The sequence below is a fragment of the Pseudarthrobacter sp. NPDC055928 genome, from assembly GCF_042270935.1.
Lineage (GTDB): Bacteria > Actinomycetota > Actinomycetes > Actinomycetales > Micrococcaceae > Arthrobacter.
In genome coordinates, this window is sequence record NZ_JBHJZH010000002.1 from 234,051 (window position 1) to 256,220 (window position 22,170).

A 22,170-nucleotide genomic window follows, 5' to 3' on the forward strand; every position below is an offset into this window, starting at 1 on the left:
TCAGACACCGCATCAGTGCCGGCCAGATCCGCCATCACCCACGCAATCACAATCCTCCGAGGCGCCAGTAAGTCGCTTCAGCCATAGACCGGTGCGTGTAGGTGAAGTGTGGCGACGCGCCCGAACGGGGATTCCGTCACATCAAGCTCCGTGCCGCTCATCACTGCGAGCTGCCTACACGCACCACAAACTTCCGCCCCTCTGTCTCCGAAAGGGTCAAGGGTTGGAGGGTCCAGCCATGGGCCAGATGGACCTACGGACGCGTAGGAAATGGCAAGGGCTGGACTCAGAACCGGGAGTCCACCAGCTTCAAGTGCTGGCAGCCCACGAGACGGCGAACACCCCCGAAGAACACGCGCCACGAGCGCCCACAGCGGGCAGAGTGCCATTCGCCGTCACACCTTCAACCCACCTGAGCAAGGGGAATCATGAGAAACGCTGTCATCCGCAAGAAGCTACTCAAAGAGCAGACAATGATCCGGCGGTTCATCATGCATCCGCAGCGAATCGTGGTCAACGTCCCGGATCCGGCACCTGACTGGCGCGACTTCAGCCAGCAGCGGTTCTACAACATCTACTGAGCAACCCATTGAGCAGGGGACCAAATGAGCAAGTGCATATTTCACCGTATTCAGGCCCAGTTTGATCATGAAGACCGGGCCGCGCTTGACACGCTGCTCTCGTCCAAGGGGCACCTTGCTGTCGCCCGTGAGATGACAGCCGCCGGTTTCCCGATGAGTGAGCACACTGTGCGCCGGCACAAGAAGTCTGATTGCACCTGTGCACGGGTTGCTGCCTGATGGGCGCCTTCGCAAAACGGATCGCGCCGAAGATCGCACCCGCCGCCGCCAAACAGGTTCGCATCCTCACACTCGACATTGAGAACGCCCCGAACCTCGCCCACGTCTGGTCACTGTTCAATCAGAACGTGTCCCTAGCGCAACTCCAGGAAGTCGCCACCGTCATCAGTGTGGCCGCGAAATGGTACGGCGAAAAGGAAGTGCTGTTCTACAGCGACCACCACGACGGCCACGCGGTCATGATCGAGAAGATTCACGCGCTCGTGTCCGAAGCTGACCTAATCGTCGGGTACAACTCCGCGGGCTTCGACATGAAACACCTCAACCGTGAGTTCATTCTCGCAGGTTTGAACCCGCCGGCACCGTACAAGAACGTTGACCTGCTCCAGACCGTCCGCAAACAGTTCAAGTTTGCATCCGGCAAACTGGACCACGTCGCGCAGCAGCTCGGGCTAGGCAAGAAAACATCACACGCAGGCCACGACCTATGGGTGCGCTGCATGCGAGGCGAAGACGCCGCCTGGGACAAGATGCGGCAGTACAACAAACAAGACGTTGTCCTCACCGAGAAGCTCTACGACCGCCTCCGCGCATGGATCCCCAACCACCCACACCTGTCCATGTTCACGGGCGAGGAATGGGGCTGCCCGGTCTGCGGCAACAAAGACCTGAGCAAGTTCCGTGACGGTACCGCGTACACCAACGTGCAGCGCTACAGGTTGTATCAGTGCCCTTGTGGTCACTGGGTACGCGGCAACAAGAAACTCATCGACGCCACCCAAACACGGACAGCGCACTAACCCTGAATAAGGCGTGCGCTAGTCAGAGTTCAAGCGACAATCCTAACCAGGAGCAGGCATGAGACGGATCCTCAACGCAATCGCCGAAATCCTCGAAGCCAAAGCCGAACTCATCCGAGAAGAAGCCGCAACCACAGGGCTACGAACGTACAGCCGCGCATTCAAAGAAGGCCAAGACGACCTACTCTCAGGCGCCGAAGTCGTATACACCACAGAATCCGGCGACGACGAATAAACCGCTAACGACTGATCTTCAAACATCAGCCGCAAATGACTGACCTAATGGGTAACGCTACGCCCGGATGGTTATGGATAGGACACGCAACCGAAAGGGGAACCTATCTCCCGTGCAGGGTCAAGCACACAGCCGGCTCGTCGAGATGACGCCCGGCACCAAACTTTATGTGGAGGTTGGACATGCCAAGAGCTAAGCGCATCTGCCCTAAGCCTGGCTGCCCCAACGTTGCGGATGGCAGGTACTGCACCACACACAACGCAGCATACGAGAAGGAACGCGGAAGCTCAACAGCCCGCGGATACGGATCCCAACATCAGAAAACCAGGGCCCGCATCAACCTAGAAGTACAACAAGGACGCACACGCTGCGCCCGATGCAACGAACCCATCGCACCCAACACGCCATGGGCACTCGACCACGACGACCTAGACCGAGGGCAATACCTCGGACCAAGTCACGTATTTTGCAACAACTCAGCCGGCGGCAAGAACGCCCACAAAAACTGAACACAAAAGAACCACGGACTAATTACCCGTGACAGTAAGGCCCGGTACCCCAAGTGCCGGGCCTTACGCATTCCTTGGGGGAAACCATGAAGACCTGCACCAAAGACAACTGCGAACGCGCACACCGCGCACGCGGCCTATGCGCCTCGCACTACAACCAAGAACACGCACCCAACCGCCACGCAAAGAAGCCCGTGGCCTGCGCATGGTGCGGAACCGAAGTCATGAAGAACTCGGGCGGCAGCAAGGCCCGACGACCTGTCTGCTCCAATGAATGCAGGCAATGGCTACAGAACCCGTACTGCACTCTGCCCGAAGACCACTGGGCGAAGATGTATGGCAAAGCGAGTGCGTGGCCACGCGTACGAAATACCCAAGACTTGCCAGCCAAAGCATGTGAACATTGCGATTCGGAGTATAGGCCAGTAAGCGGATCTCAGAAGTACTGCTCGACTCGATGCTCCACTCGCGCTCACCACCTCTTTCGCGCACTACGGGAGGGCAAGACGCTGGCATCTGTCACGCTAGCCGAGGCCCGCAACTGCGCATGGTGTGAGCAGCCATACCACCATTCAAGTAAGCAGCGCGTGCACTGTAGCGATCTATGCAGAGACGAATCCCGTGTGAGTCGTGGCTCAACGCTGCACCGTGGGTGGATACACAAGAGCATCAGGCTCAGTATCTACCAGCGAGACGATCACAAGTGCTGGCTATGTGGTGGCTCGGTGGACTATCTAGCAGACCCGAAGCGTGACGACTGGGCGCCTTCGCTCGACCATGTCACGCCGCGCTCCAAAGGTGGCACACACGAGTCGAGCAACCTTCGCACTGCCCATCGATGGTGCAACTCTGTGCGCAGCGACAACGAGCAGCATGACCTGTTCCTCGCGGCATGAGGGGCCAGGCGGGGGTACTGAGCGACCCTAAAACGAAAAACCGCCGGTGAGGTGGCTCGGTAGTTTTCCAGAATCAAAACCTTTTTGAGAATCGTTTGCAACCCTGATTGGTGGTGTTTCCTGTGGCGTCTGGTGGTGCGAGGGGGAATGCTGGCAGGGTTGCGGATCCGGCGGCTTTGAGGCGTGAGCGTGCGGGTGATTCGGCGACTTGGACTGTGCTTGAGGTGCCTGAGTTTGGGGTGCCTGAGTTTCCGTTGGATGAGATGTCGTCTCGTGAGGCTGCGATTTGGGCTCGTTTGTGGGTGAAGCCGCAGGCGTCGGAGTGGAAGCGGCTTGGCCTCGAGGATGAGGTCGCACTGTATACGCGTTATTTGGCTGAGGCTGAGCGTGCGGAGGCTTCGGGTTCGGTGCGGACTCTTGTGAAGCAGCACCAGGAGCTTCTGGGGTTGTCTACGGCTGGTTTGAATCGTCTTCGTTGGCAGTTGCCGGCGGGTGAGGCTCCTAAATCTGAGGCGGCGCCGAAGCGGAAGTCTTCGTCTCGTGCCCGGCTAAAGGTTGTGGGGAATGACGGATGATTTCAGTATCAACTTCCCCGCGAGCCAGACTCTAGGTTTCCTCGGGGCGGATTGGGTTGAGGCTCACTGTTCGGTGCCTGATGGTTTCGATAAGGGCCGTCCGTTCATCCCGTCTGACTGGCAGTTGCAGATCATTGCGAACCATTACCGGGTGAAGGCTGCTGCTAAGTGGGTTGCGGAGCGTCCGGTGTTGGCACCTGCGTTTACGTATCGGCGTTCTCAGGTGGTTGCGCCTCAGAAGACTGGTAAGGGGCCGCTTGCTGCGGCAGTGACTCTGCTTGAGGCGGCTGGTCCGGTTGTTTTTGGTGGTTGGGCTGAGGGTGGCGAGGTGTATTCGTGCCATGAACACGGTTGTGACTGTGATTTTTGGTATGAGTATGAGCCAGGTGATGCGATGGGTATTCCGCGGAATACTTCGTTGATTCAGTTGGTGGCTACGTCTGAGGAGCAGGTCGATAACGTTTATCGTCCGTTGCAGGCGATGGTTCGTGGCGGCGCCTTGGATTCGATTATGAAGACTGGTGAGCAGTTCGTTCGGTTGCCGAATAACGGCAAGATCGAGGCTGTCACGTCTTCGGCGATGTCGCGTCTTGGTAATCCGATTAACTTTGCGAACTTTGACGAGTCTGGTATTTACACGGTGCAGAACAAGATGGTTCGTGTTGCTCAGACGATGCGTCGTGGTCTTGCTGGTATGGGTGGCCGTTCGATTGAGTGGACGAACCCGTGGGATCCTGCCGAGAACTCGACGGCTCAGCAGACTTTCGAGTCTAAATCGACTGACATTTACCGTTTTTACCGGAAGCCGCCGGCTGACCTGTCCTATAAGAACAAGGTAGACCGACGCAAGATCCATAAGTACGTGTATGAGGGTTCGCCGTGGGTTGATCTTGATGCTATCGAGGCTGAGGCTGCGGAGTTGATGGAGACTGACCCGTCGCAGGCTGAACGTTTTTACGGCAACCGCATTGTGCATGGGCTTGGCGCCTGGCTGAAGGATGGTTTGTGGGATGCCGCTTACGCAGGAAATGTTGTGGCTGCCCAATCCTGAACCGGGGACACGTATTTGTTTGGGCTTTGACGGTTCGGAGAATGACGACTGGACGGCGCTCCAAGCCGAGACTATTGACGGGTTTACGTTCACTCCTCGGTACGGGCCTGATGGTCGCGCGGCGGTGTGGAACCCTGCCGAGTGGCAGGGGTCGATCCCCCGCGATCAGGTTCATGTGGCTGTCGCGGAGTTGTTCGAACGGTACAAGGTTGAGCGGTTCTATTGCGACCCGCACGACTGGTATTCGGAGATCGGTGAGTGGTCCGTGAAGTACGGCGATAATCACGTCTTTGAGTGGCCTACTAACAAGGTCAGCCGTATGTACCCGGAGATTAAGCGGTTCGAGATTGATTTGGCGCAGCGGAAGATCACCCATGATGGGTGCCCGATTGTGACAGTTCATGCTGCGAACGCTAAGAAGCTGGCGAAGTTCAATCAGCAGTACGTGCTGGGTAAGCCCGCGAATCATCAGAAGATCGATGCGATTATGGCCCGGATCCTGGCTCACACTGCGGCGGCTGACGCACGCGAGGCCGGATGGTCCGATGAAGAACAAGACAACCGTATTTTTTCGTTCCGTTAGGGGGCCGTTGTGGCTTTAAGCCGTGCTGATTCCGACCTCGTAGCGGGACTGGGTAATGATCTTGTTCAGTTGTCGTCTGCTGATACGCGTTTGGACCGTTATTACGAGGGTTCGCAGCGTTTGGAGCATATTGGTTTGGCGGTTCCTCCTGAGTTGCGGCGGTTTGAGACTGTTGTGAACTGGAACCGGGTTGCTGTTGATTCGGTGGCTGACAGGTTGTCGGTGAAGTCGTTCATTCTTCCTGGTGAGGAGACGGCTTCTGAGGCTCTTCGTGAGGGTTGGGACGCGAACAATCTTGATTCTGAGTCTGTGATTCATGCTCAGGAGACTCTGACTCTGGGCCGCGGTTACGTGACTGTCGGCACGAACGAGGAGGACCGTGAGCACCCTCTGATTACGGTTGAGTCTCCGCGTGAGATCGCCGTTGATATCGACAAGAGGCACCGCCGGATCCGCGCTGCGGTTCGGATGTATGACACGGAGCCTGGTGAGGTTCTCCCCCGGTTCGCGACACTGTACCTGCCGGATTCTACGCAATGGCTCGAGCGGGATAACAAGGGTGGTTGGACCGTCCTTGACCGTGACGACCACAACCTCGGCCGCGTGCCTATCGTAATGTTCCTGAACCGTCGCCGGCTGGGTAAGTGGGACGGCGTTTCGGAGATGCAGGACGTTATTCCACTGGTGGATGCTGCTGCTCGGTCACTGACTAACTTGCAGATCGCTGGCGAGACGCATTCTGTTCCTCAGAAGTGGGTTGTGTCTGCGTCTAAGGGCGACTTTGTGGATTCCACGGGGCAGCCTATCCCGGCTTGGGAGTCGTACTATTCGGCTATCTGGGCGACTGGTAATAAGGACGCGAAGATGGGGCAGTTTGCTGCCTCTGATCTGAAGAATTTCCATGACACGGTGAACCATTACGGGCAGCTCGTGTCGTCGGTTACTGGTCTTCCGCTGCGGTATTTGGGTCAGACTTCGGTGAACCCGGCTGCTGAGGGTGCTATCCGTGCTGACGAGTCGCGTCTTGTGTTGAACGCTGAGCGTAAGCAAGCCAACTTTGGTGATGGCTGGGGCTGGGTCATGGGCTTGTACGAGCGTTTCCGTACTGGCGAGTGGGTTTCTGGTAACCGGATCAAGACTGAGTGGCACGACGCTGGTACTCCGACGTTCGCGCAGAAGGCTGACGCGTTGACGAAGCTTTACGCGGGCGGTCAGGGTGTCCTTTCCCGCGAAGGGGTTTGGGATGAGCTTGGTTGGTCGGATGCGCGTAAGGATCGTGAGCGCGAGTATTTCCGTAACGAGTCGAGGCTAGCGATTACGTCTTTGGAAAAGGACGTTGAACAGGTGGTCTGATGATTCCCGAAGCGACCGTTGAGCATTACAGGAAGATGCAGCGGTTGCAGTCGTTGGGTGTTTTGGCGGCTCGTAGGGCGTGGGCCCAGGTGCAAGGTGGGCTCCTCTCACAGTCATGGCAGATCATTCTGCGTAATAGCGAGTTGGAGAACGCTCTAACGCTCTTGCAGGTCAAGGCCGCCGAGGCTGGGGCGATGTATGGCGCGGCGACGTTAGCGCAGCAAGGGCTGTATGAGGCGCCACAGCACTTCGTGAACGCTGAAGCGTTCGGCGGTTATGCGTCTGATGGTCGCTCGTTGGATGGCTTGCTGTACGCGGCGGTTCCTCACACTAAGAACCTGATTGCTGGCGGGATGGATGTGAAGGATGCTGTGCGCCGGGGCGGGCAGTTCTTGGAGATGGTCACGCAGACGACGATTGGTGATGCGGGGCGGTCTGCTGCGGGTGTGGATACGGCGGCGCGTAAGAACATCGGTTATGTTCGGATGTTGAACCCGCCCTCATGCTCTCGCTGCTCGGTCCTCGCGGGTCGGTTCTACCGTTGGAATAACGGGTTCAGCCGGCACCCTAAGTGCGATTGCGTTCATGTCCAGACGACGGCGAAGGCTGCGGCTGAGACTGAGGGCCTGACCCATGACCCTTACGAGTACTTCAAGAGCTTGTCTGCCGCTGATCAGGATCGGCTCTACACAAAGGCCGGCGCTCAGGCCATCCGCGACGGTGGTGACATCTTCCAAGTTGTGAACTCTCGCCGTGGCATGAAGCCTGGCGGGTTGATGACTACTGAGGGTACAACTAAGCGGGGTAACTTCCGTGAGGCCGCGGGAGATTCGACCCGCGGTCGGCGGATGACTCCTGAGGCGATCTACAAGCTGAACGGGAACAACCGTGCCGCTGCTCTCAAGGACCTTGAGAAGTACGGGTATATCCTTCCTGGTGGTCAGAACCCGCTTGGCTCGATTACTGGGCAGCGGGAGGGTTATGGCGCACTGGGTCACGGCGGCGCATATAACGCGGCCCGGAAGCGTGTTGAGGATGCGATCAAGTATGGGAGGGATCCTGCGGTTCGGGCGACCATGACTGAGGCTGAGCGGCGACTTTTCGACGCTAAAGCCCGGTGGGAACTAGTGCAGCAGGGCGTGAACCCTTATGGTGCGCCGTCAATGACTCGGCGAGCTAAGGTCATGGCGTCTCCGCTCACCCCGCAGATCGCTGCTCAGGTGGAGAAGGATTACCGGCGTTGGGTTGCTACGGGAGGCCAGATTTTCTAGCTGGTTTTGCCGATCGCCTTTCTTGCGGTGTCGCGGTGACTTTCCCGCGCCCATTCAGGTAGCGCTTCCCATGCCAAATCAAAATTCTCTGCGTTGTAGTTACGCGCCCACGCTTCTACTGCTTCGTCATCACTTGAATTTTGCATATCTAATTGTCCCATTTTTGGGCGTGCATTAAAAGCGCCCTCTCTATTTTCCCCTAAGCGCGATGCTTCGGGGTTTTTCCATCCGCGACGGAGGACGAACACATGTCGGAAGACAACACAACCACGGCTGACGCATCAGAAGACGCCGAGGGTACAGACACGCCGGATCTTGGCGACGCTGGGCAGAAGGCAATCAAGGCTGAGCGCGATGCTCGTAAGGCTGCCGAACGTACCGCCGCTGATCTGGCCGCGAAGCTCAAGAACATTGAGGACGCGAGCCTGTCTGATCTGGAACGGGCGCAGTCCGCTGCGGCTGAGGCTGCGCAGGAACTCGCTGCGCTGCGTATCGAGAATGTCCGCAACCGGGTGGCCCTCACCAAGGGTGTCCCTGCGGATCTGATCGAGTTCCTGACCGGTTCCACTGAGGAGGAAGTCGCCGCGAAGGCTGACATCCTCATTGCCCGGTTGAACACTTCCGGCACCCCGAAGCCTGACCCGTCGCAAGGCGCGAAGGGCAGCACAACGAAGAAGTCTACGGGCGACATGTTCGAGGACTTCTTCAACCAGAACCTCTCAACCTAAACTTTTGAAAGGATACCTAGCTCATGGCTGGTATTGATCTCAACCGCACTAGCGCGGGCGTAGCCGCCCTCCTTCCCAAGGAAATTTCTTCTGAGATTTGGGCTAACGCTGTCAACGACTCTCTGATCATGCGGACTGCCCGCCGGATCAACCTTCCCGGTTCGGGTGTCACTATCCCGCTGATCACCGGCGATGTCACCGCTTCCTGGGTGAACGAGACGGACGAGAAGCCTGTCTCTGACGCTACGGTGTCCAGCAAGTCGATCACCCCGTACAAGCTCGCTGTCATCGAAACGTTCTCTAACGAGTTCCGCCGTGACCTTCCGGGCCTGTACGCGGAGCTGGCCCGCCGGCTGCCTTACGCTCTGGGTCGCACGTTTGACGCTACGATCCTGAATGGCACCGCCCCGGGCTCGAACTTCGATGTGCTTTCCGGTTCGACCGCCGTGGCACTGGATTCCACTGACACCATCGGTGACCTCGCTACCGCGCTGACCACTGTTGGTGCTGCTGGTGGCGACGTTAGCCACTGGCTGATCGCCCCTCAGGCTGAGGGTACCATCATGACCGCGAAGGACGGCGCCGGTAACTACGCGTTCCTGCGTGATGCCCGCACCGACACCGGGGCTATCGGCTCCATCTTCGGTCGCGACGTGCTGAAGTCATCCAGCGTCTACAACAACCCGGCTACCGGCCCGGACGTTGTCGGTTTCGCAGGCGACTTCGCGAACTCCGCTATCTGGGGTTCCGTCGAGGGCATCAAGGTGTCCATCAGCGACCAGGCGACTGTGAACAAGGGCGGCACTCAGCTGAACCTGTGGCAGCGCAACATGTTCGCTGTGCTGGCAGAGATCGAGGTTGGTTTCGTTGTTCGCAACGGCGCTCACTTCGTGAAGCTGACTGGCGCTACGACCGCGTAATGCTTCTCACTAACCCTTTTACCGGGAAGCTGGTCGATGTCTCTGCGGAGTTCGTTGATCAGCTTCTCGGTGCTGGTTTCAAGAAGCAGGAACCGGAAGTCGCGTCTCCTAAGCGGGTCGCGGCGTCTTCTCGTTCGCGCAAGTCTAAGTAAGGTGGCCGGTCATGGCATACGCAACTGTTGCTGATGTTGAGGTTCGCTATGGCCGGTCCCTCACGGCTGCCGAGTCTGCCCAGGTTACGGCGTGGATTGAGGATTTGGAGTCGGAGATCCTTGAACGGATACCGGATCTTGAGGATTTGATCTTGGCTGGTCGTCCTACTGCGGCGACTCTGAAGCGTGTCATTAGTGCGTCGATCATTCGGAAGTTGCAGAACCCGTCAGGGTTGCGTACACGGACGGTCGCGATTGATGACTATTCGACGACTGAGACTGTGGATTCGGCTAACTCTGCCGGCTACCTCGGCTTGACGGATGATGAGTGGTCGCTGTTGCTGCCTGGCGCGTCTGGTGAGGCTTTCACTATTCGCCCTTATGGTGCGGCTGACGAGTATTCGCCTATCAGTTGGTTGCAACTGTGAGCGCGGAGGCTGCTGTCCTTGCTGGGCGGCGTGAGGCGGAAGCGCTGATGGTGGATGCCTGCACGATTACGCGTCCTGGTGAGCCGGTGACGGATCCCGACACGGGCGACGTTACGAACTCGTCTACTGAGGTCTACAGCGGTAAGTGCAAGGTCCAGTCAAAGGACTCAGCCACGAGCAACCCTGAGGCTGGGGAAGCGACGTTCACGGTCGTCTCCCGTCAGGTTCATATCCCGGCGAACGCTGCGGATGTGCAGGACGGTGACGTGGTTACGATCACGGCTTCACTGTTGAATGCGTTCACGGTGGGCAAACAGTACCGGGTGTCCGGGTTCGAGCCAGACAGTTTCGATACCGCGTTCCGGTTGCCGGTGAAGATCCTATGAGCGCGGATACGTCGGACCTTGACGGGCTGATGCGTGATTTGCGGAAGATACCTGCGGCGATGGTTCCGAAGATGCGTGGCGTTGTTGAGAAGTCTGCGAACAACACAAAGAAGACCATGCGGAAAGACGCCCGTAGCTCCAAGCACTTTGGGCAGTTGGCTATGACGATCAACTATGACCTCAAGGTTCTGGAGTTCGGTGGGGACGCTGAGATTCAAGCGGAGATCGGCCCGGACAAAACCGTGACGGTTGCGAGTAGGGCTAAAAAGCCGCGACCCGGCCCACGGACGCCAGCCAGCCTGGCTAACATCGCGTATTTCGGTACGTCGCGGCCTGGTGGTGGGACTGTCCGTAATCCTGAGGACGCGATGCTCGAGGAGGCCCCGAACTTCTACGAGTATGCGTTCAAAGCGACGGAGGGTCTGCTGTGATCAAGGAACACTATGACGCGGTCAAGGCCCTGTTGCCGCCTACTGTGCGGGTTCATATGTGGTCGGTTCCCGCGGATCCTGCCTATCCGTACGTGGTGCTGTGGGGTGATCTTGGCGAGGAGTCGTCTGGTGGCCCTGATGGTGATTCGTTGGAGGATGTGCCGGATGTTCTGTCTTTGCGGATCCGCGCTACGTATGTGGGTTTGAATGGCGATTCGATGCTGATCATGGCCCGCAATGTCCGGGCTGCCCTGAACCGGAAGACACCCACTGTCACGGGTTGGCGCCCTAGCAAGTTGCGGCAGGCGGTTCTCATGGACGGCCAAGTTGACACGGACGTAACTCTCACCGGTGGCGGCAACCCAACCTACGCAGTTGACGAGTTCACGCTCGTCTCCCACAAGCTCTGAAAGGTAACCGATGACACGGTTCATTGATGCTTACTCAAAATCGACCGGCGCTAAGCAGGTAGTCCCGGCCTCTTGGCTGGACCGCAAGGATGCGCCGTTCAACGATCTGTCCAGGACTCCCAGCCAGAAGGCGCGGGAAGCGGCTAAGGCCGAAACCACCAACCCGGCCTCGCCGGAAACGAAGGAGGCCAAGTAATGGCTCGTGTTCTTGCCGATGGCAAAACTAAATTCACTATCCTGACTACTGCACCCGCTAACCCTGCCGCCCCTACGGCGACCGAGTTGAACGCCGGGATTGACCTGTCGTGTGACATTCTGTCGAGCGACTTCACTTGGACGGCTACTGATTCTGACAAGGTGTCTGAGCCGGCCCTGTGTGACACGAACAACTCGAACGCGATTGGCAAGGGTAACCACAGTACGGGCCTGACGCTGTGGCGGAAGTTCCTGACCGCGGGTGGCGCTGACACGGCGAACGAAACCGGTTGGGCTGCCCTGTCGGAGAAGGGTGCCGAGGTTTACGGGTACGCCCGCGAGACTGACAAGGATTCGACTGAGGCTTGGGCTGCTACGGACGAGATCTACCTTGGCGGCCTCGTGGTGACTGACACGGCCCAGCGCACCGATGGTACGGGCTTCATCAAGCGGCGGATCCCCCTCGAGCCGCAGCGCATGTACGACAACATTGTCGTGGCTGCCGGCGCCTAGTGAACCGGGTGGCGGCGCGTGATTAGGCTCCGCGCCGCCACCCTCACAACTTTCTCGAGCCTATGACCCCCTAGAAATGGAGCCTAAGCCATGACTACCCCCCAGGATTTTGATATTGATGCGTGGTTGGAAGATGCTGAGCGGCCTGCGCGTAGTGTGACGGTGTATCAGAAGGCGGGCTTGATCGCGGATCTTGACGCGCTCCAGGAGCGTATTGAGAACGCGGAGGATGAGGACGTTGACGGGCCTAGCGCTGGTGGCGGGAGTCTCCGCAGTCAGTACGCGAAGCTCGCCAAGCAGTTCCATGACTCCGCGTTGGTCATCAAGCTTGAGGGGCGCAGTGACGCTGAGAAGTCGGCACTAGCCAAAGCTAATCCTGGGCTGACCGGAACTCAGCTCGGATACATTACGATTGCTGACGCGATCCAGTCCCCCAAGGTAACGCCGGCGCAGCTTGAGAAGCTCGCAGACAAGATCGGCGAGACCCAGTTCAATCAGATCATTGCCCGGTTCCATGAGGCGTGCACTGAGGTTCCCGCTGTGAGCGCAGATTTTTTGCCGAAGCGCTCTACACCGGACGATGGTGGCGAGTAGTCGCAGCCCTCAAAACCGCTGAGCGTTTCCAGCGCCCGCCGTCCTCTTACTTGGGCGCGTTGCCTGAGTGGAAGGACCGGCTCCTTGAGTTCGCCTACACGCTGTATGTCGAGGGCATGTGTGATTGTGGCCGCCCTAAGTCGGAGTGCAGGAATGACGCCAACCGTGGGCTTTACGAGGTCGCGGACGTTACATGCCATGCGCAGGCTGCGGTCGAGGAATATACCGGGCAAGAGAAGTTCAAGCCGGATCCGGGACAGCGGTTCTACGCGACCGAACTTGACGAAGAACTAATCACCCGCAGGACGTTCGCGCCACTTACCTAGTCCGACTATCGCAGTGATGAAACCGGCGAGAGCGACGAATGAGGCAAAAGCATTTAGCCCAGGGTTGCCATTCTCGCCCGCCGCGGCCAGTGCGATAACGATACCGAACACGAGCATCCCAAGCCCCGTCTTCATGATGTTTGCCCCGCGCCGCTTGTGCGCGTCCCCCGTTTGCGTCATTGGCTAAGTATGCCATGTCTCCCCCGTCATTAACATCCCTTTGGAGGGCTCATGGCTGATCGCCGCGTCAAAGTCATATTCAGCGCGGAGATCGCTGGTTTCAAGAGCGCTATGGAGCAGGCGGCGCAGGCTACTAAGAAGACGCAGCAGGCCTCAGAGGATTCCTCTAAGGCTGCTGATACTTACCTTGGCAAGATGGTTCAGTCTGCGAACAAGAACCGTGAGGCTTGGGACACTGCGGGCACAACGATGCTCGGCTTTGGTGCAGCCGCGGTTGGCGGGCTCGCTCTGGCTGGTAAGGCTGCGATGGACTGGGAGTCCGCGTGGGCTGGTGTCACGAAGACTGTTGACGGTACCCCGGCGCAGATGGATGAGCTTGAGGGCTCACTCCGCAACCTGGCGAAGACCCTGCCGTCCACGCATGAGGAGATCGCGGCTGTTGCTGAGGCTGCTGGTCAGCTTGGTGTGAAGCGTGAGGATGTTGTCGGGTTCACGAAGACGATGGTGGACCTTGGCGAAACCACGAACCTTTCCGCTGACGAGGCGGCTACGTCTATCGCCCAGATTTCTAACGTCATGGGCACGATGGAGCGCGAGGGGTCGAAGGGTGTTGAGCGTTTCGGCGCGACACTGGTCGCTCTGGGTAACGCTGGTGCTTCGACTGAGGCCGAGATTCTGGAGATGGCTAAGCGGATCGCTGGTGCTGCGAAGCTTGTTGGCGCTTCTGAGTCTGACGTTCTGGCCCTGTCTAACGCAATGGCTTCCCTTGGTATTGAGGCGCAGCTCGGCGGCGGCGTTATCTCCCGTGTGATGCAGCGCATGTACGGCGATGTGAAAGCTGGCGGCGAAGGGCTCGACCGGTTGGCGGAGGTTGCCGGGGTTTCGGCTAAGGAGTTCGCTACCGCTTTCGAGACTGACCCTGTCCGTGCTGTTGACATGATGGTCAAGGGCTTTGGGCGGATCAAGGACGAGGGCGGCAACGTCATCGACACGATGTCAGACCTTGGCATTAAGGGCACTGAGGAGACGGGCGTTATCCTGCGCCTCGCTGGTGCCGGCGACATCCTCACCGACTCGTTGAAGCTTGGCGACTCAGCTTGGCAGTCTAACTCTGCACTCGCTGAGGAAGCGGCTAAGCGTTACGAAACGACCGAGTCCAAGGTCAAGGTCGCCTGGAACAACATCAAGGACGCGGCGATTGAAGCGGGAGCTGTCCTGCTTCCCCTGATCGCTGGCGTTGCTGAGTCGGTCGCGGGTATGGCTTCCGCTTTTGGTTCGCTTCCTGACCCTGTGAAGGGTGTCTTGTCGGTCCTCGGTGGCGTGGTTGGTGTGGCGGCTCTCGGTGCGGGTGCTTTCCTGACGTTGACGCCTAAGATCCTGGATTCGGTGCAGGCGTTCAACACCTTAGCCCCCGCTGGCTCCAAGGCCGCTACGGCGATGGGCAAGGTTGGTAAGGCCGCAGGTGCTGCTGGTGCACTGGCGGCTGTGACGCTTATCTTTGCGAAGCTGGCCGAGTCTGACTATATGTCGAAGATCGATACGGGCATGGGTAAGGTTTCCAACGCTCTAGCTGAGGTCGCAACAAACGGTCCCGGCGCTGGTAGCGCCCTTGATGAGTTGTTCAAGGACCGTGATGGCGGCGACTTAATCAACACCGTGGACAGCCTTGATTCTGCCATCAAGCGGACCTTCAATAAGGACGCTGGGCAAACATTCAACGACTGGGGCGAAGGCCTCATTAATGGGATGACCGGCGTTGAGGGTTCCTCGCAAATCTTGGAAGGCTCCTTCAAACGACTCGACACCGGGCTGGCGGAACTCGTATCTGGCGGCAACGCTGAGGACGCAGCCAAGACTTTCGAGCAGATCAAGAAGGTAGCCGACGAGCAGGGCGTCAGCGTCGAGGATCTGGCAGCAAAGTTCCCCGAGTACGCGGATGCTTTGAAGGCTGCTGAGGCAGCATCGAAGACGGCGGCGGCTGAGGGTAAGAATCTCGACGGCGCCCTAACTGATGTTGGCGCGGCTGCTGAGGCATCCGCGGAACAGACCGAGGAAATCGAGAAGGCATTAGAGGATGTCGGCCTGGCCGCTGACGGGACAGTTGCTGATCTGTCAAAGTTCACTGACGCCTTGGTAAATGCTGGGTTGCTGAACCTTAGCGCTCGTGACGCGGCTCGTGGTTTCGAGGAAGCCATGGTGGGGCTTACAGAGTCCATCGCTGCCAATGGTAGAACGCTTGACATCACGACGGCTGCGGGGCGGGCGAACGAGGCGGCTCTTGATGCTATCGCGGGTGCGGGATTCCGTTCTACTCAGGCGATGGCAGCGAATGGCGCGAGCCAAGCAGACCTTCAATACAGTTTGGAACGGACTCACAGTGGGCTGAAGGCTGCCGCGGAGCAGTTTGGGCTTACTGATGAGGAAGCTAATACGTTGGCGCGGGACATCATGAAGATCCCGCCGGGCGTGGACATCAAATCGTGGATGTCTGATGAGGCTAAGCGCATGGCAGAGGCGACGACTGGCGCGCTGAATGCTATCGATGGTCGCGTTGTGAAGACGCACATCCAGAACCTTATTGAGACGATCAATAAGACGGTGACCCAGTCTGAATATCGGGATGACCCGTCGATGGTTGCGCTTGATCCGGGTGGGCGTGCTATTGGCGGCAAGATCTTGGGCTACTCGAATGGCGGGCAGCTACCGTCTTCCGGGCCGGGCACTGGCGTCACTGACGGGTTCCTTGGGGTCTCCTCTGCTGGTGTTCCTGTCGCAAGGCTGGACGCTAACGAGTGGATCATTAACGGGCGCTCGTCGCAACGCTATGACCGGGAGCTTGCTGCGATCAACGCGGGCACGTTCCCGAAGCTGCCCGGTTATGCGAATGGTGGGCGTGAGTATTCGGCGCAGTCGTTCGCTCAGTCTGCGTCCAGCCCCGTGAATGTTTCGGCCCCCGCGGTAACGGTGATGATCGGGAACGAGCAGTTGGATTCCCGTATGTACAGGGTGGCTAGTTCCGCGATATCAACTGCCGACTCGAACACGCGTTATATGAGAGGCGGCAAGTAGTGGTTGCTGTAACTGTTGAGGCGTTGTTGGATGCGCCGTGTGACCGGGCTGGGATTACGATCACTGGCCTTGGTATTGGTAGTTCGTTGGTGACTGTGTGGCAGGTCGCGGATGGTACCCGGAATGCTGTTTCCGGGTACCGCCGCGTGGTCATGAATGATGCGACGTATTTGGAGGATTTTTATTGTCCTCTGAAGCGTGACGTTACGTATGAGGTGGAGGTCATCAGCGGTCCTCTGGGGGCCTCGCGGACGACTTCAGCCCCGGTGTTCCTTGACTCGGTTACTGGCTGGCTGGGGGACGCTCTGATCCCTCAGAACTCGGTCCCTATCGTGGGTGAACGTAGCGACAACAACGACATCTACCTCCGAGGGCAGGCACTCGCGAACCTGGAGTATCAGGCGGACGTTTCCATCTTTAAGATCATGGGCAGCAGCAAGCCGATGGCGTTGTTTGGTGAGCGTATGGCCGAGGTTGGTTTGGATACGTCGGTGGGTATTCGTTCGGCTGAGCAGAACGCGAAGTTGAAGCGGATCCTGAAGTCCACAGCGCAGCTCGTGTTCCGTCCCCTGCCTGAGTGGGGGGACTTCGGGTTGGACGGCACGATGCACCTTGCTAATGCTGTGGCCCGTCAGGTTCCGGTGACTGTGCAGTTCGGCGGGAACCTGACGTGGTGGGACCTGAAGTCCGATGTGGTCCAGGCCCCGGCGATCCGTGTCCTGACGGCGACGTTTACGTATGGGGATGTGGAGATTCTGTTGGAGACGTATCAGCAGAAGCAGGATCTTATGGCTGGTAAAACGTATTTGGATGATTTGAAGAACCCGATAGGAGGCTGATGTGCGTCCTGTTGATGTGGTTACGGCTGGTGCGTTGGAGGGTTCGAGGCCGGCGGATTCGTTGTTGGTGTGGGCTTGGCGTGGTGGTCAGTTGGTGTTGGATGAGCCGCTGGATGTTGTTGATTGGAGTTTCGGCGATTCTGCCGGGGGTTCGGTGAAGATTGGTCAGCAGGTGAGTTTGACGGTTGCGGATCCTCGTGGCGTGTTGGGTGCGTGGCGGTTTGATGACGCGCTGGGTGTGGGCGGGACCGAGTTGCAGATCATTTACCGTGTGGGCGGTGCTGGTGCGATCAACTATGGCAAGTTCCGGATTACGGGGAATGAGCCGGTGGAGGTTGTGGACTGGCGCGAGATCGACGAGTACGGGCTCGATGTGCCTGACTCGCAACTCGGCCCACACCGCAGGAAGAAAGCGATTGTCACGGCGGCTGTGAAGTTGACGGCGGTTGATCTGACTATCAACCCTGATCGGGACAAGTTGGAAGCCCCCGAGTCGCCCGCGTTGGCTGCAACGTATTTGACTGAGGTTCAGCGGCTCCTGGTGAATCATTTCCCTGTTGTGGTGGAGGCTGGTGTCGCGGACGCTGCTATTCCTCGGACGACCGTGTATGACCGGGAGCGTCTTGAGGCGGTACAGGATATCCTTGCGCGCCGTAACGCACGGTACAGGATGGGCGGCGACGGCGAGTTACGCGTCTACCCGCGCATCTCAGCCCCGGTGTGGCGTGTTGAGCCTGAGAAGGGCATGGTCAGTGTCTCCCGCAAACAGGTGTTGGACAAGCTGTATAACCGTTGGGTTGTGTCGGGTAAGGATTCGGGCGACGGGAAACCTGTTACCGCTGTCGTGTCCATCGACACAGGCCCGCTCAGGTTTGGTGGGGATCATGGGCGGGCGCAGGAGTTCTACACGTCGGACATGATCGAAACGTATGGTCAGGCGCTCGCGTACGGGATCCAGTTGCGTGACGAGTTTCTGTCTTCGATTGCGGTGGAGTTTGAGGTTGAGACGACACCGCGCCCGGAGTTGCAGGGCGGCGACTGGATCGATGTCGGCTACCCGTTGACTGCCGGGCACGTTGCTTACTTCCCATGCCAGATCGTGGGTATCAGCAGGTCTGGTGCGAAGGTGCCGGCTGGGACGCGCATCACGGTCCAGTGCTCTTACAACGACATGATCACCGCCTTGGGCCGTACCGAGTGGGCGCAGTATTTGACAGCCGGGACACCGGAACTTATTTGGGACCGGATGCCCTCAACGTGGGGCCGTCTACCGGACCTGACTTGGGATGACCTGCCGTAGGAGGCGAACCGTTGGACGCTTTCAAACACATGATGGAGGCCATGCCGGACGGCTCTACCAGGCGCGCTTATGGGACGGCGCATTGGGACGGGTCGCAGTGGTGGGCGAACATCAACGGCAACCTTATTGGTGCGCGGTGGATGGACCCGATTCAGCCGTTGCAGGGTGGGCAGATCGTTGTTGACATTAGCCGTGAGGGTCGGGGCTTGTTTTCGGCGCTTGTGTTGGGTGGGTACACGGATCAGCCGCGACCGTCCACGGGGACCGTGCTCACGGTGGGCATCTCCGAGATCGTGTTCACGGGCGAGGATGGGACGGTCTACACAACAGACCGGTTCATCGGCTCGTACGTCATCGGTGACCTGATCTACATCACCTGGGACGCCGCGACACCGACGATCATCGGGAAGATCCCAACCATCACTGTCACACCACCCGCGAACACACCGTTGCCACCGGGCGGCGGGGACATCACGGGTACGCAGAAGACGCCCGCTACAGCCTCGGATACGTGGTGGGGGCCGGGCGGCTGGGGATCCTACGCCACCTCTGTGCGGGGCGGAGAAGACCTCTATTCCGGCTCCTACTACTCTGGCGCGACAACGGGTGCATGGTTCTACGGGCCAGCTAACACGGTACTCGCCGGGAAGACGATCAAGCAGGCACGCTTCCGCATCCCTGCACGACTCAACGCAGGCTCGTACAACTCGGACGCAACCATCCACCTGTACGCACACACATCCCAGTCAAGGCCGGGCGGGGACGTTACCCGCACGGTCGGCCCGTTCGACGTGACAGTCCCAGCAAGGTACACACCCGCCGGGCACACGTTCACTGCCGGGTTATCGCCCGGCTGGGTCGTCCTGCCCGACAGTTTCCATGCCGTCCTCATTGCTGGGGGCGGCATTTCCATATCCGGTGACCCGTATGTCGGGTTTCAGAGCCGACTCAAAGACCCCGAATCGGGCAAACTAGAAATGGACTGGTCCAACTAATGGCGATCACCCTATACAACGGCGCCGAGGTCCCCACCAACAGTGACCCATATGAGCTCACTTCGGACCTAGCCAAAATGGCGTTGTCCCTCAACCTGCCCATCCCCGTGGACAACGCCGCGCAACGTGACGGTCTCGCAGCGTTGGCGGGTGGGACGTTGAAGATCGGCACAACGGTCCTCCGAAAAGACCAGTCCATGTTTACGGAGAAGTGGGACGGGACTTCCTGGAAGACGACCGGGCACTCCGAGTGGACCCGCACCGGGCAGGTCGTCCCAACAAACGACGTGTGGGGTGTTGGCGCGCTCACATTGGACGCTGCCAAAACAACAGACACGGCGTTCATCACACACCCCGCCGCCGACGTGCTCCGATTCCGAGACGCCGGAACATACGCCGTGACATTCAACCCAGAGTCAACAACCGGCACACTGAACACCCTCGCTTACGCCGAGATCATCACCGGCGGCGAAACATACCGGACAGGCATGACAGGTCAGGACCGCGTCACGGCCGCACACCCCAACCTCCGCGTCGCCGCCAACCAAGACGCCCTGTTTGTGATCTACCACGAGTCCGGATCCAACCGCACACTCAAATTCCGCATCGCCATAACCCGGATCGGGTAAGCGTGCGGCGACAGGGTTGCGCCCCCATCGCCGCACTACCCACCACGTCTCAACGCCTAACTAGGAGGCATCGCCCGTATGGGTAGACCACACATTACGCCACAATGGGGGATCCTCCGATGTCTGACCTGACGCCTCACCGCAAACCGTCCCTCTTTGGTATTGAGTCGCCGGCGTGGTTGTGCCGGCTCCGGGTCCACGTGATGGAGACGTTGCCGAAAGTGTACGGTCCCCGCGGCATGGTGATGCTCGGCAAGTCACTGATGTGCTTCTGCTTCGGAATCTCATACCTTGGCGTTCTGGGTTCGCGCCCACAACCATCGCTTGAACTGGTAACGCGGATCATGCCGCTCCAATTGTGGGCCGTCGCATGGTTCCTCGTAGCGTTCATGCTCGCCGCTTCAGCATTCAAAGCGGACCAGTCTAGGGCGCTTGGTGCGGTCGCAGGGATGCTCACACTTTGGTCGCTCTGCTTCCTTGAATTCTTCTTCAGAGTCCCAGTACTGCCGGATGGAACAACATCGACCGCGTTCCTTTCCTCAGCGTTGCTAGCGTCGATGGCACTCTCGTCCGCTGGCATCGCAAGGCTTCTGAACCACGCACCCTCGCGCCCTGAGGTTATGCAAAAACCCAGGGAGACGCCAAGTGATTAGTTGGGAAAACATCATCTCCGGGCTGATCGCGCTTTTGGCTGCCGGTGGAGTCGGTCTAGTCACGTCATTGTTGGCACGCAAGTCACAGGCGGAAGCGAACAAGTTGACGGGCACGAACTTTGAGGTTGAGCGTCACCTCAAGTTCGCGAACGAGTTGCAGGAAGAGCGGACCCTCTACAAAGAGGATGTCGCTCAGCTCCGTAAAGAGTTTGAGGCGTTCAAGTCCAAAGTCCAGTCGCAGTTTTCGCAGTATCGGGCGTACATACATAAGCTCCGGGGGCAGGTCCACGAGTTGGGCGGCGTTCCGCACGAGTGGCCCAAAGACCTAGACCAATGAGGTACACATGAGGCATCCGGTTGATTACGCGCCGTCGCAGGACTTCGGGGACAACCCCACCAAGAACCTCCCGTCCAATCACTGGATCATTGTGCAGTTCGGCAATTACCAGCCTGACGGTCATACGGGCGTCGATTACCCGTGCCCTGTTGGGACGCCGGTTCGGGCTGTTGCTGACGGCAAGGTCGTTCATGTTGGTTACTACTCGGGGTCGTATGCGGATAACCCGTACTGGATCTCGCCAGGCTTCGCTGGTTACTGCTATGTGGTCGATCACGGTTCGTTCATTGGTATCTACGGGCATTGCGCTGAGGACGGCGCGAGGGTCCGGTTGAACCAGCAGGTCATTGAGGGTCAGGTGCTTGGGCTGTCCGGGAACACGGGCGCATCAACCGGCCCGCACCTTCACTTTGAGGTTCTCCCTGACGGGTATGTCCTCAACTCCTACATGTACGGGCGGATCAATCCCGCCACCCTGTTCGGGGCCGCGTCACTCGCGCCCGCAGGAGACATCATCACCCAATTAGAGGAGGCCGGGATGTCGCTCGACACTTCAGACCGCGAGTTTTTGCAGACCGTCATTAACCAGAACGCTGACCGGGTGATCCTGGATTCTAGGTGGCAGGTTGAGCATTGGGCTAAGCAGGTCATCGAAACTGTGAAGGATTCCTCTTATGAGGTGAAGGCCTTCGTTCATGGCGTGGATAACGCGAACGCCGACCGGGTCATTATCGACAACCGGGCCGAAGAAGCAGCCACACGAGAGGCGGCCAACTGATGTTCACTGTTACTTTTTGGCGGGCTGCTGCTGAGCGTGCGGTCAAGACGGGCGCGCAGTCTGTCCTCACCGCTTACTTTGTCGGGGACGTGGCACTCAACGCATTTCAGGCGGACTGGGTCAACATGGGCGGCATCGGACTCGGCGGCGTCACACTTTCCATCCTGACCTCGCTGGCGTCCGGCTACAAAGACGGCAACCCCTCCGCCACCAACGCTGAAGTAACCAAGTAAC

The 22,170-nt window shown here is 58.8% G+C and carries 27 protein-coding genes; 25 read left to right on the plus strand and 2 right to left on the minus strand.

Annotated features, from left to right (window positions below; all coding sequences use genetic code 11):
* Positions 1 to 428 precede the first annotated feature (428 nt).
* The 8 genes from ACFC25_RS04305 to ACFC25_RS04340 all read left to right on the plus strand — a co-directional run bounded on the left by ACFC25_RS04305 (position 429) and on the right by ACFC25_RS04340 (position 8,073).
* Positions 429 to 581 carry a hypothetical protein gene (locus tag ACFC25_RS04305; RefSeq protein WP_376044223.1) on the plus strand — a complete coding sequence of 51 codons (153 nt, stop codon included), beginning with the start codon at positions 429 to 431 and terminating at the stop codon, positions 579 to 581.
* A gap of 218 nt (positions 582 to 799) precedes the next feature.
* Entirely contained in the window at positions 800 to 1,600 is an 801-nt protein-coding gene (locus tag ACFC25_RS04310) for a ribonuclease H-like domain-containing protein (protein WP_376044224.1), read from the plus strand.
* Between the two features lie 58 nt (positions 1,601 to 1,658).
* On the plus strand, positions 1,659 to 1,835 hold the full coding sequence (locus tag ACFC25_RS04315; protein WP_376044226.1) for a hypothetical protein: 177 nt from the start codon (positions 1,659 to 1,661) through the stop codon (positions 1,833 to 1,835).
* Positions 1,836 to 2,676: 841 nt separating this feature from the next.
* Positions 2,677 to 3,240, plus strand: coding sequence for an HNH endonuclease (locus tag ACFC25_RS04320; RefSeq protein ID WP_376044358.1), 564 nt, complete (start codon positions 2,677 to 2,679; stop codon positions 3,238 to 3,240).
* A 564-nt stretch (positions 3,241 to 3,804) separates the two neighbouring features.
* Positions 3,805 to 4,866: a terminase gene (locus ACFC25_RS04325; protein WP_376044228.1), complete on the plus strand. Its 1,062-nt coding sequence runs from the start codon at positions 3,805 to 3,807 to the stop codon at positions 4,864 to 4,866.
* On the plus strand, positions 4,826 to 5,449 hold the full coding sequence (locus ACFC25_RS04330) for a terminase TerL endonuclease subunit (RefSeq protein ID WP_376044230.1): 624 nt from the start codon (positions 4,826 to 4,828) through the stop codon (positions 5,447 to 5,449). Before ACFC25_RS04325 ends, ACFC25_RS04330 begins: the two co-directional genes overlap by 41 nt.
* Before the next feature lie 9 nt (positions 5,450 to 5,458).
* On the plus strand, positions 5,459 to 6,802 hold the full coding sequence (locus ACFC25_RS04335; RefSeq protein WP_376044231.1) for a phage portal protein: 1,344 nt from the start codon (positions 5,459 to 5,461) through the stop codon (positions 6,800 to 6,802).
* Positions 6,802 to 8,073 (plus strand): hypothetical protein, encoded by a 1,272-nt coding sequence (locus ACFC25_RS04340; RefSeq protein WP_376044233.1) that lies wholly within the window; start codon positions 6,802 to 6,804, stop codon positions 8,071 to 8,073. The genes ACFC25_RS04335 and ACFC25_RS04340 overlap by 1 nt, the downstream gene beginning before the upstream one ends.
* Here the strand turns inward: ACFC25_RS04340 and ACFC25_RS04345 are convergent.
* A complete protein-coding gene (locus ACFC25_RS04345; RefSeq protein ID WP_376044235.1) occupies positions 8,070 to 8,321 on the minus strand; it encodes a hypothetical protein in 252 nt (83 codons plus the stop codon). The two genes, ACFC25_RS04340 and ACFC25_RS04345, sit on opposite strands and share 4 nt — an antisense overlap.
* Between ACFC25_RS04345 and ACFC25_RS04350 the strand changes: the two genes are divergently transcribed.
* The 9 genes from ACFC25_RS04350 (at position 8,322) to ACFC25_RS04390 (ending at position 12,830) form a co-directional block, all read left to right on the plus strand.
* Positions 8,322 to 8,801 (plus strand): hypothetical protein, encoded by a 480-nt coding sequence (locus ACFC25_RS04350; protein ID WP_376044236.1) that lies wholly within the window; start codon positions 8,322 to 8,324, stop codon positions 8,799 to 8,801.
* A gap of 23 nt (positions 8,802 to 8,824) precedes the next feature.
* Positions 8,825 to 9,721 (plus strand): phage major capsid protein, encoded by an 897-nt coding sequence (locus ACFC25_RS04355; RefSeq protein WP_376044238.1) that lies wholly within the window; start codon positions 8,825 to 8,827, stop codon positions 9,719 to 9,721.
* Between the two features lie 163 nt (positions 9,722 to 9,884).
* Positions 9,885 to 10,301 carry a hypothetical protein gene (locus tag ACFC25_RS04360; protein WP_376044240.1) on the plus strand — a complete coding sequence of 139 codons (417 nt, stop codon included), beginning with the start codon at positions 9,885 to 9,887 and terminating at the stop codon, positions 10,299 to 10,301.
* Positions 10,298 to 10,687 (plus strand): DUF6093 family protein, encoded by a 390-nt coding sequence (locus ACFC25_RS04365; RefSeq protein WP_376044242.1) that lies wholly within the window; start codon positions 10,298 to 10,300, stop codon positions 10,685 to 10,687. The genes ACFC25_RS04360 and ACFC25_RS04365 overlap by 4 nt, the downstream gene beginning before the upstream one ends.
* Positions 10,684 to 11,118 (plus strand): hypothetical protein, encoded by a 435-nt coding sequence (locus tag ACFC25_RS04370; protein WP_376044243.1) that lies wholly within the window; start codon positions 10,684 to 10,686, stop codon positions 11,116 to 11,118. The genes ACFC25_RS04365 and ACFC25_RS04370 overlap by 4 nt, the downstream gene beginning before the upstream one ends.
* Positions 11,115 to 11,528 (plus strand): hypothetical protein, encoded by a 414-nt coding sequence (locus ACFC25_RS04375; RefSeq protein WP_376044245.1) that lies wholly within the window; start codon positions 11,115 to 11,117, stop codon positions 11,526 to 11,528. Before ACFC25_RS04370 ends, ACFC25_RS04375 begins: the two co-directional genes overlap by 4 nt.
* Before the next feature lie 10 nt (positions 11,529 to 11,538).
* Complete coding sequence (locus tag ACFC25_RS04380) at positions 11,539 to 11,724, plus strand: hypothetical protein (protein ID WP_376044246.1); 186 nt, start codon at positions 11,539 to 11,541, stop codon at positions 11,722 to 11,724.
* A gap of 161 nt (positions 11,725 to 11,885) precedes the next feature.
* Positions 11,886 to 12,236, plus strand: a complete 351-nt coding sequence (locus tag ACFC25_RS04385; RefSeq protein ID WP_376044248.1) for a hypothetical protein — start codon at positions 11,886 to 11,888, stop codon at positions 12,234 to 12,236.
* Positions 12,237 to 12,326: 90 nt separating this feature from the next.
* Positions 12,327 to 12,830, plus strand: coding sequence for a hypothetical protein (locus ACFC25_RS04390; protein WP_376044250.1), 504 nt, complete (start codon positions 12,327 to 12,329; stop codon positions 12,828 to 12,830).
* A gap of 290 nt (positions 12,831 to 13,120) precedes the next feature.
* On the opposite strand, the gene ACFC25_RS04395 is transcribed toward ACFC25_RS04390, so the two are convergent.
* Complete coding sequence (locus ACFC25_RS04395; RefSeq protein WP_376044252.1) at positions 13,121 to 13,336, minus strand: hypothetical protein; 216 nt, start codon at positions 13,334 to 13,336, stop codon at positions 13,121 to 13,123.
* Positions 13,337 to 13,387: 51 nt separating this feature from the next.
* Here ACFC25_RS04395 and ACFC25_RS04400 point away from each other — a divergent pair, with 51 nt between their 5' ends.
* From ACFC25_RS04400 to ACFC25_RS04435, 8 genes are all read left to right on the plus strand, one after another.
* Entirely contained in the window at positions 13,388 to 16,405 is a 3,018-nt protein-coding gene (locus ACFC25_RS04400) for a phage tail tape measure protein (protein WP_376044254.1), read from the plus strand.
* Positions 16,405 to 17,244, plus strand: a complete 840-nt coding sequence (locus ACFC25_RS04405) for a hypothetical protein (protein WP_376044256.1) — start codon at positions 16,405 to 16,407, stop codon at positions 17,242 to 17,244. The genes ACFC25_RS04400 and ACFC25_RS04405 overlap by 1 nt, the downstream gene beginning before the upstream one ends.
* Position 17,245: 1 nt before the next feature.
* On the plus strand, positions 17,246 to 18,544 hold the full coding sequence (locus ACFC25_RS04410; protein WP_376044257.1) for a hypothetical protein: 1,299 nt from the start codon (positions 17,246 to 17,248) through the stop codon (positions 18,542 to 18,544).
* A gap of 11 nt (positions 18,545 to 18,555) precedes the next feature.
* On the plus strand, positions 18,556 to 19,539 hold the full coding sequence (locus ACFC25_RS04415; protein ID WP_376044259.1) for a hypothetical protein: 984 nt from the start codon (positions 18,556 to 18,558) through the stop codon (positions 19,537 to 19,539).
* Positions 19,539 to 20,168: a hypothetical protein gene (locus ACFC25_RS04420; protein WP_376044261.1), complete on the plus strand. Its 630-nt coding sequence runs from the start codon at positions 19,539 to 19,541 to the stop codon at positions 20,166 to 20,168. The genes ACFC25_RS04415 and ACFC25_RS04420 overlap by 1 nt, the downstream gene beginning before the upstream one ends.
* A gap of 645 nt (positions 20,169 to 20,813) precedes the next feature.
* The gene (locus ACFC25_RS04425) at positions 20,814 to 21,158 is read left to right on the plus strand and encodes a hypothetical protein (RefSeq protein ID WP_376044263.1); all 345 of its coding nucleotides are present in this window, start codon (positions 20,814 to 20,816) and stop codon (positions 21,156 to 21,158) included.
* A gap of 7 nt (positions 21,159 to 21,165) precedes the next feature.
* A complete protein-coding gene (locus ACFC25_RS04430) occupies positions 21,166 to 21,936 on the plus strand; it encodes a M23 family metallopeptidase (RefSeq protein ID WP_376044265.1) in 771 nt (256 codons plus the stop codon).
* Positions 21,936 to 22,169: a holin gene (locus ACFC25_RS04435; protein ID WP_376044266.1), complete on the plus strand. Its 234-nt coding sequence runs from the start codon at positions 21,936 to 21,938 to the stop codon at positions 22,167 to 22,169. The genes ACFC25_RS04430 and ACFC25_RS04435 overlap by 1 nt, the downstream gene beginning before the upstream one ends.
* Position 22,170 lies beyond the last annotated feature (1 nt).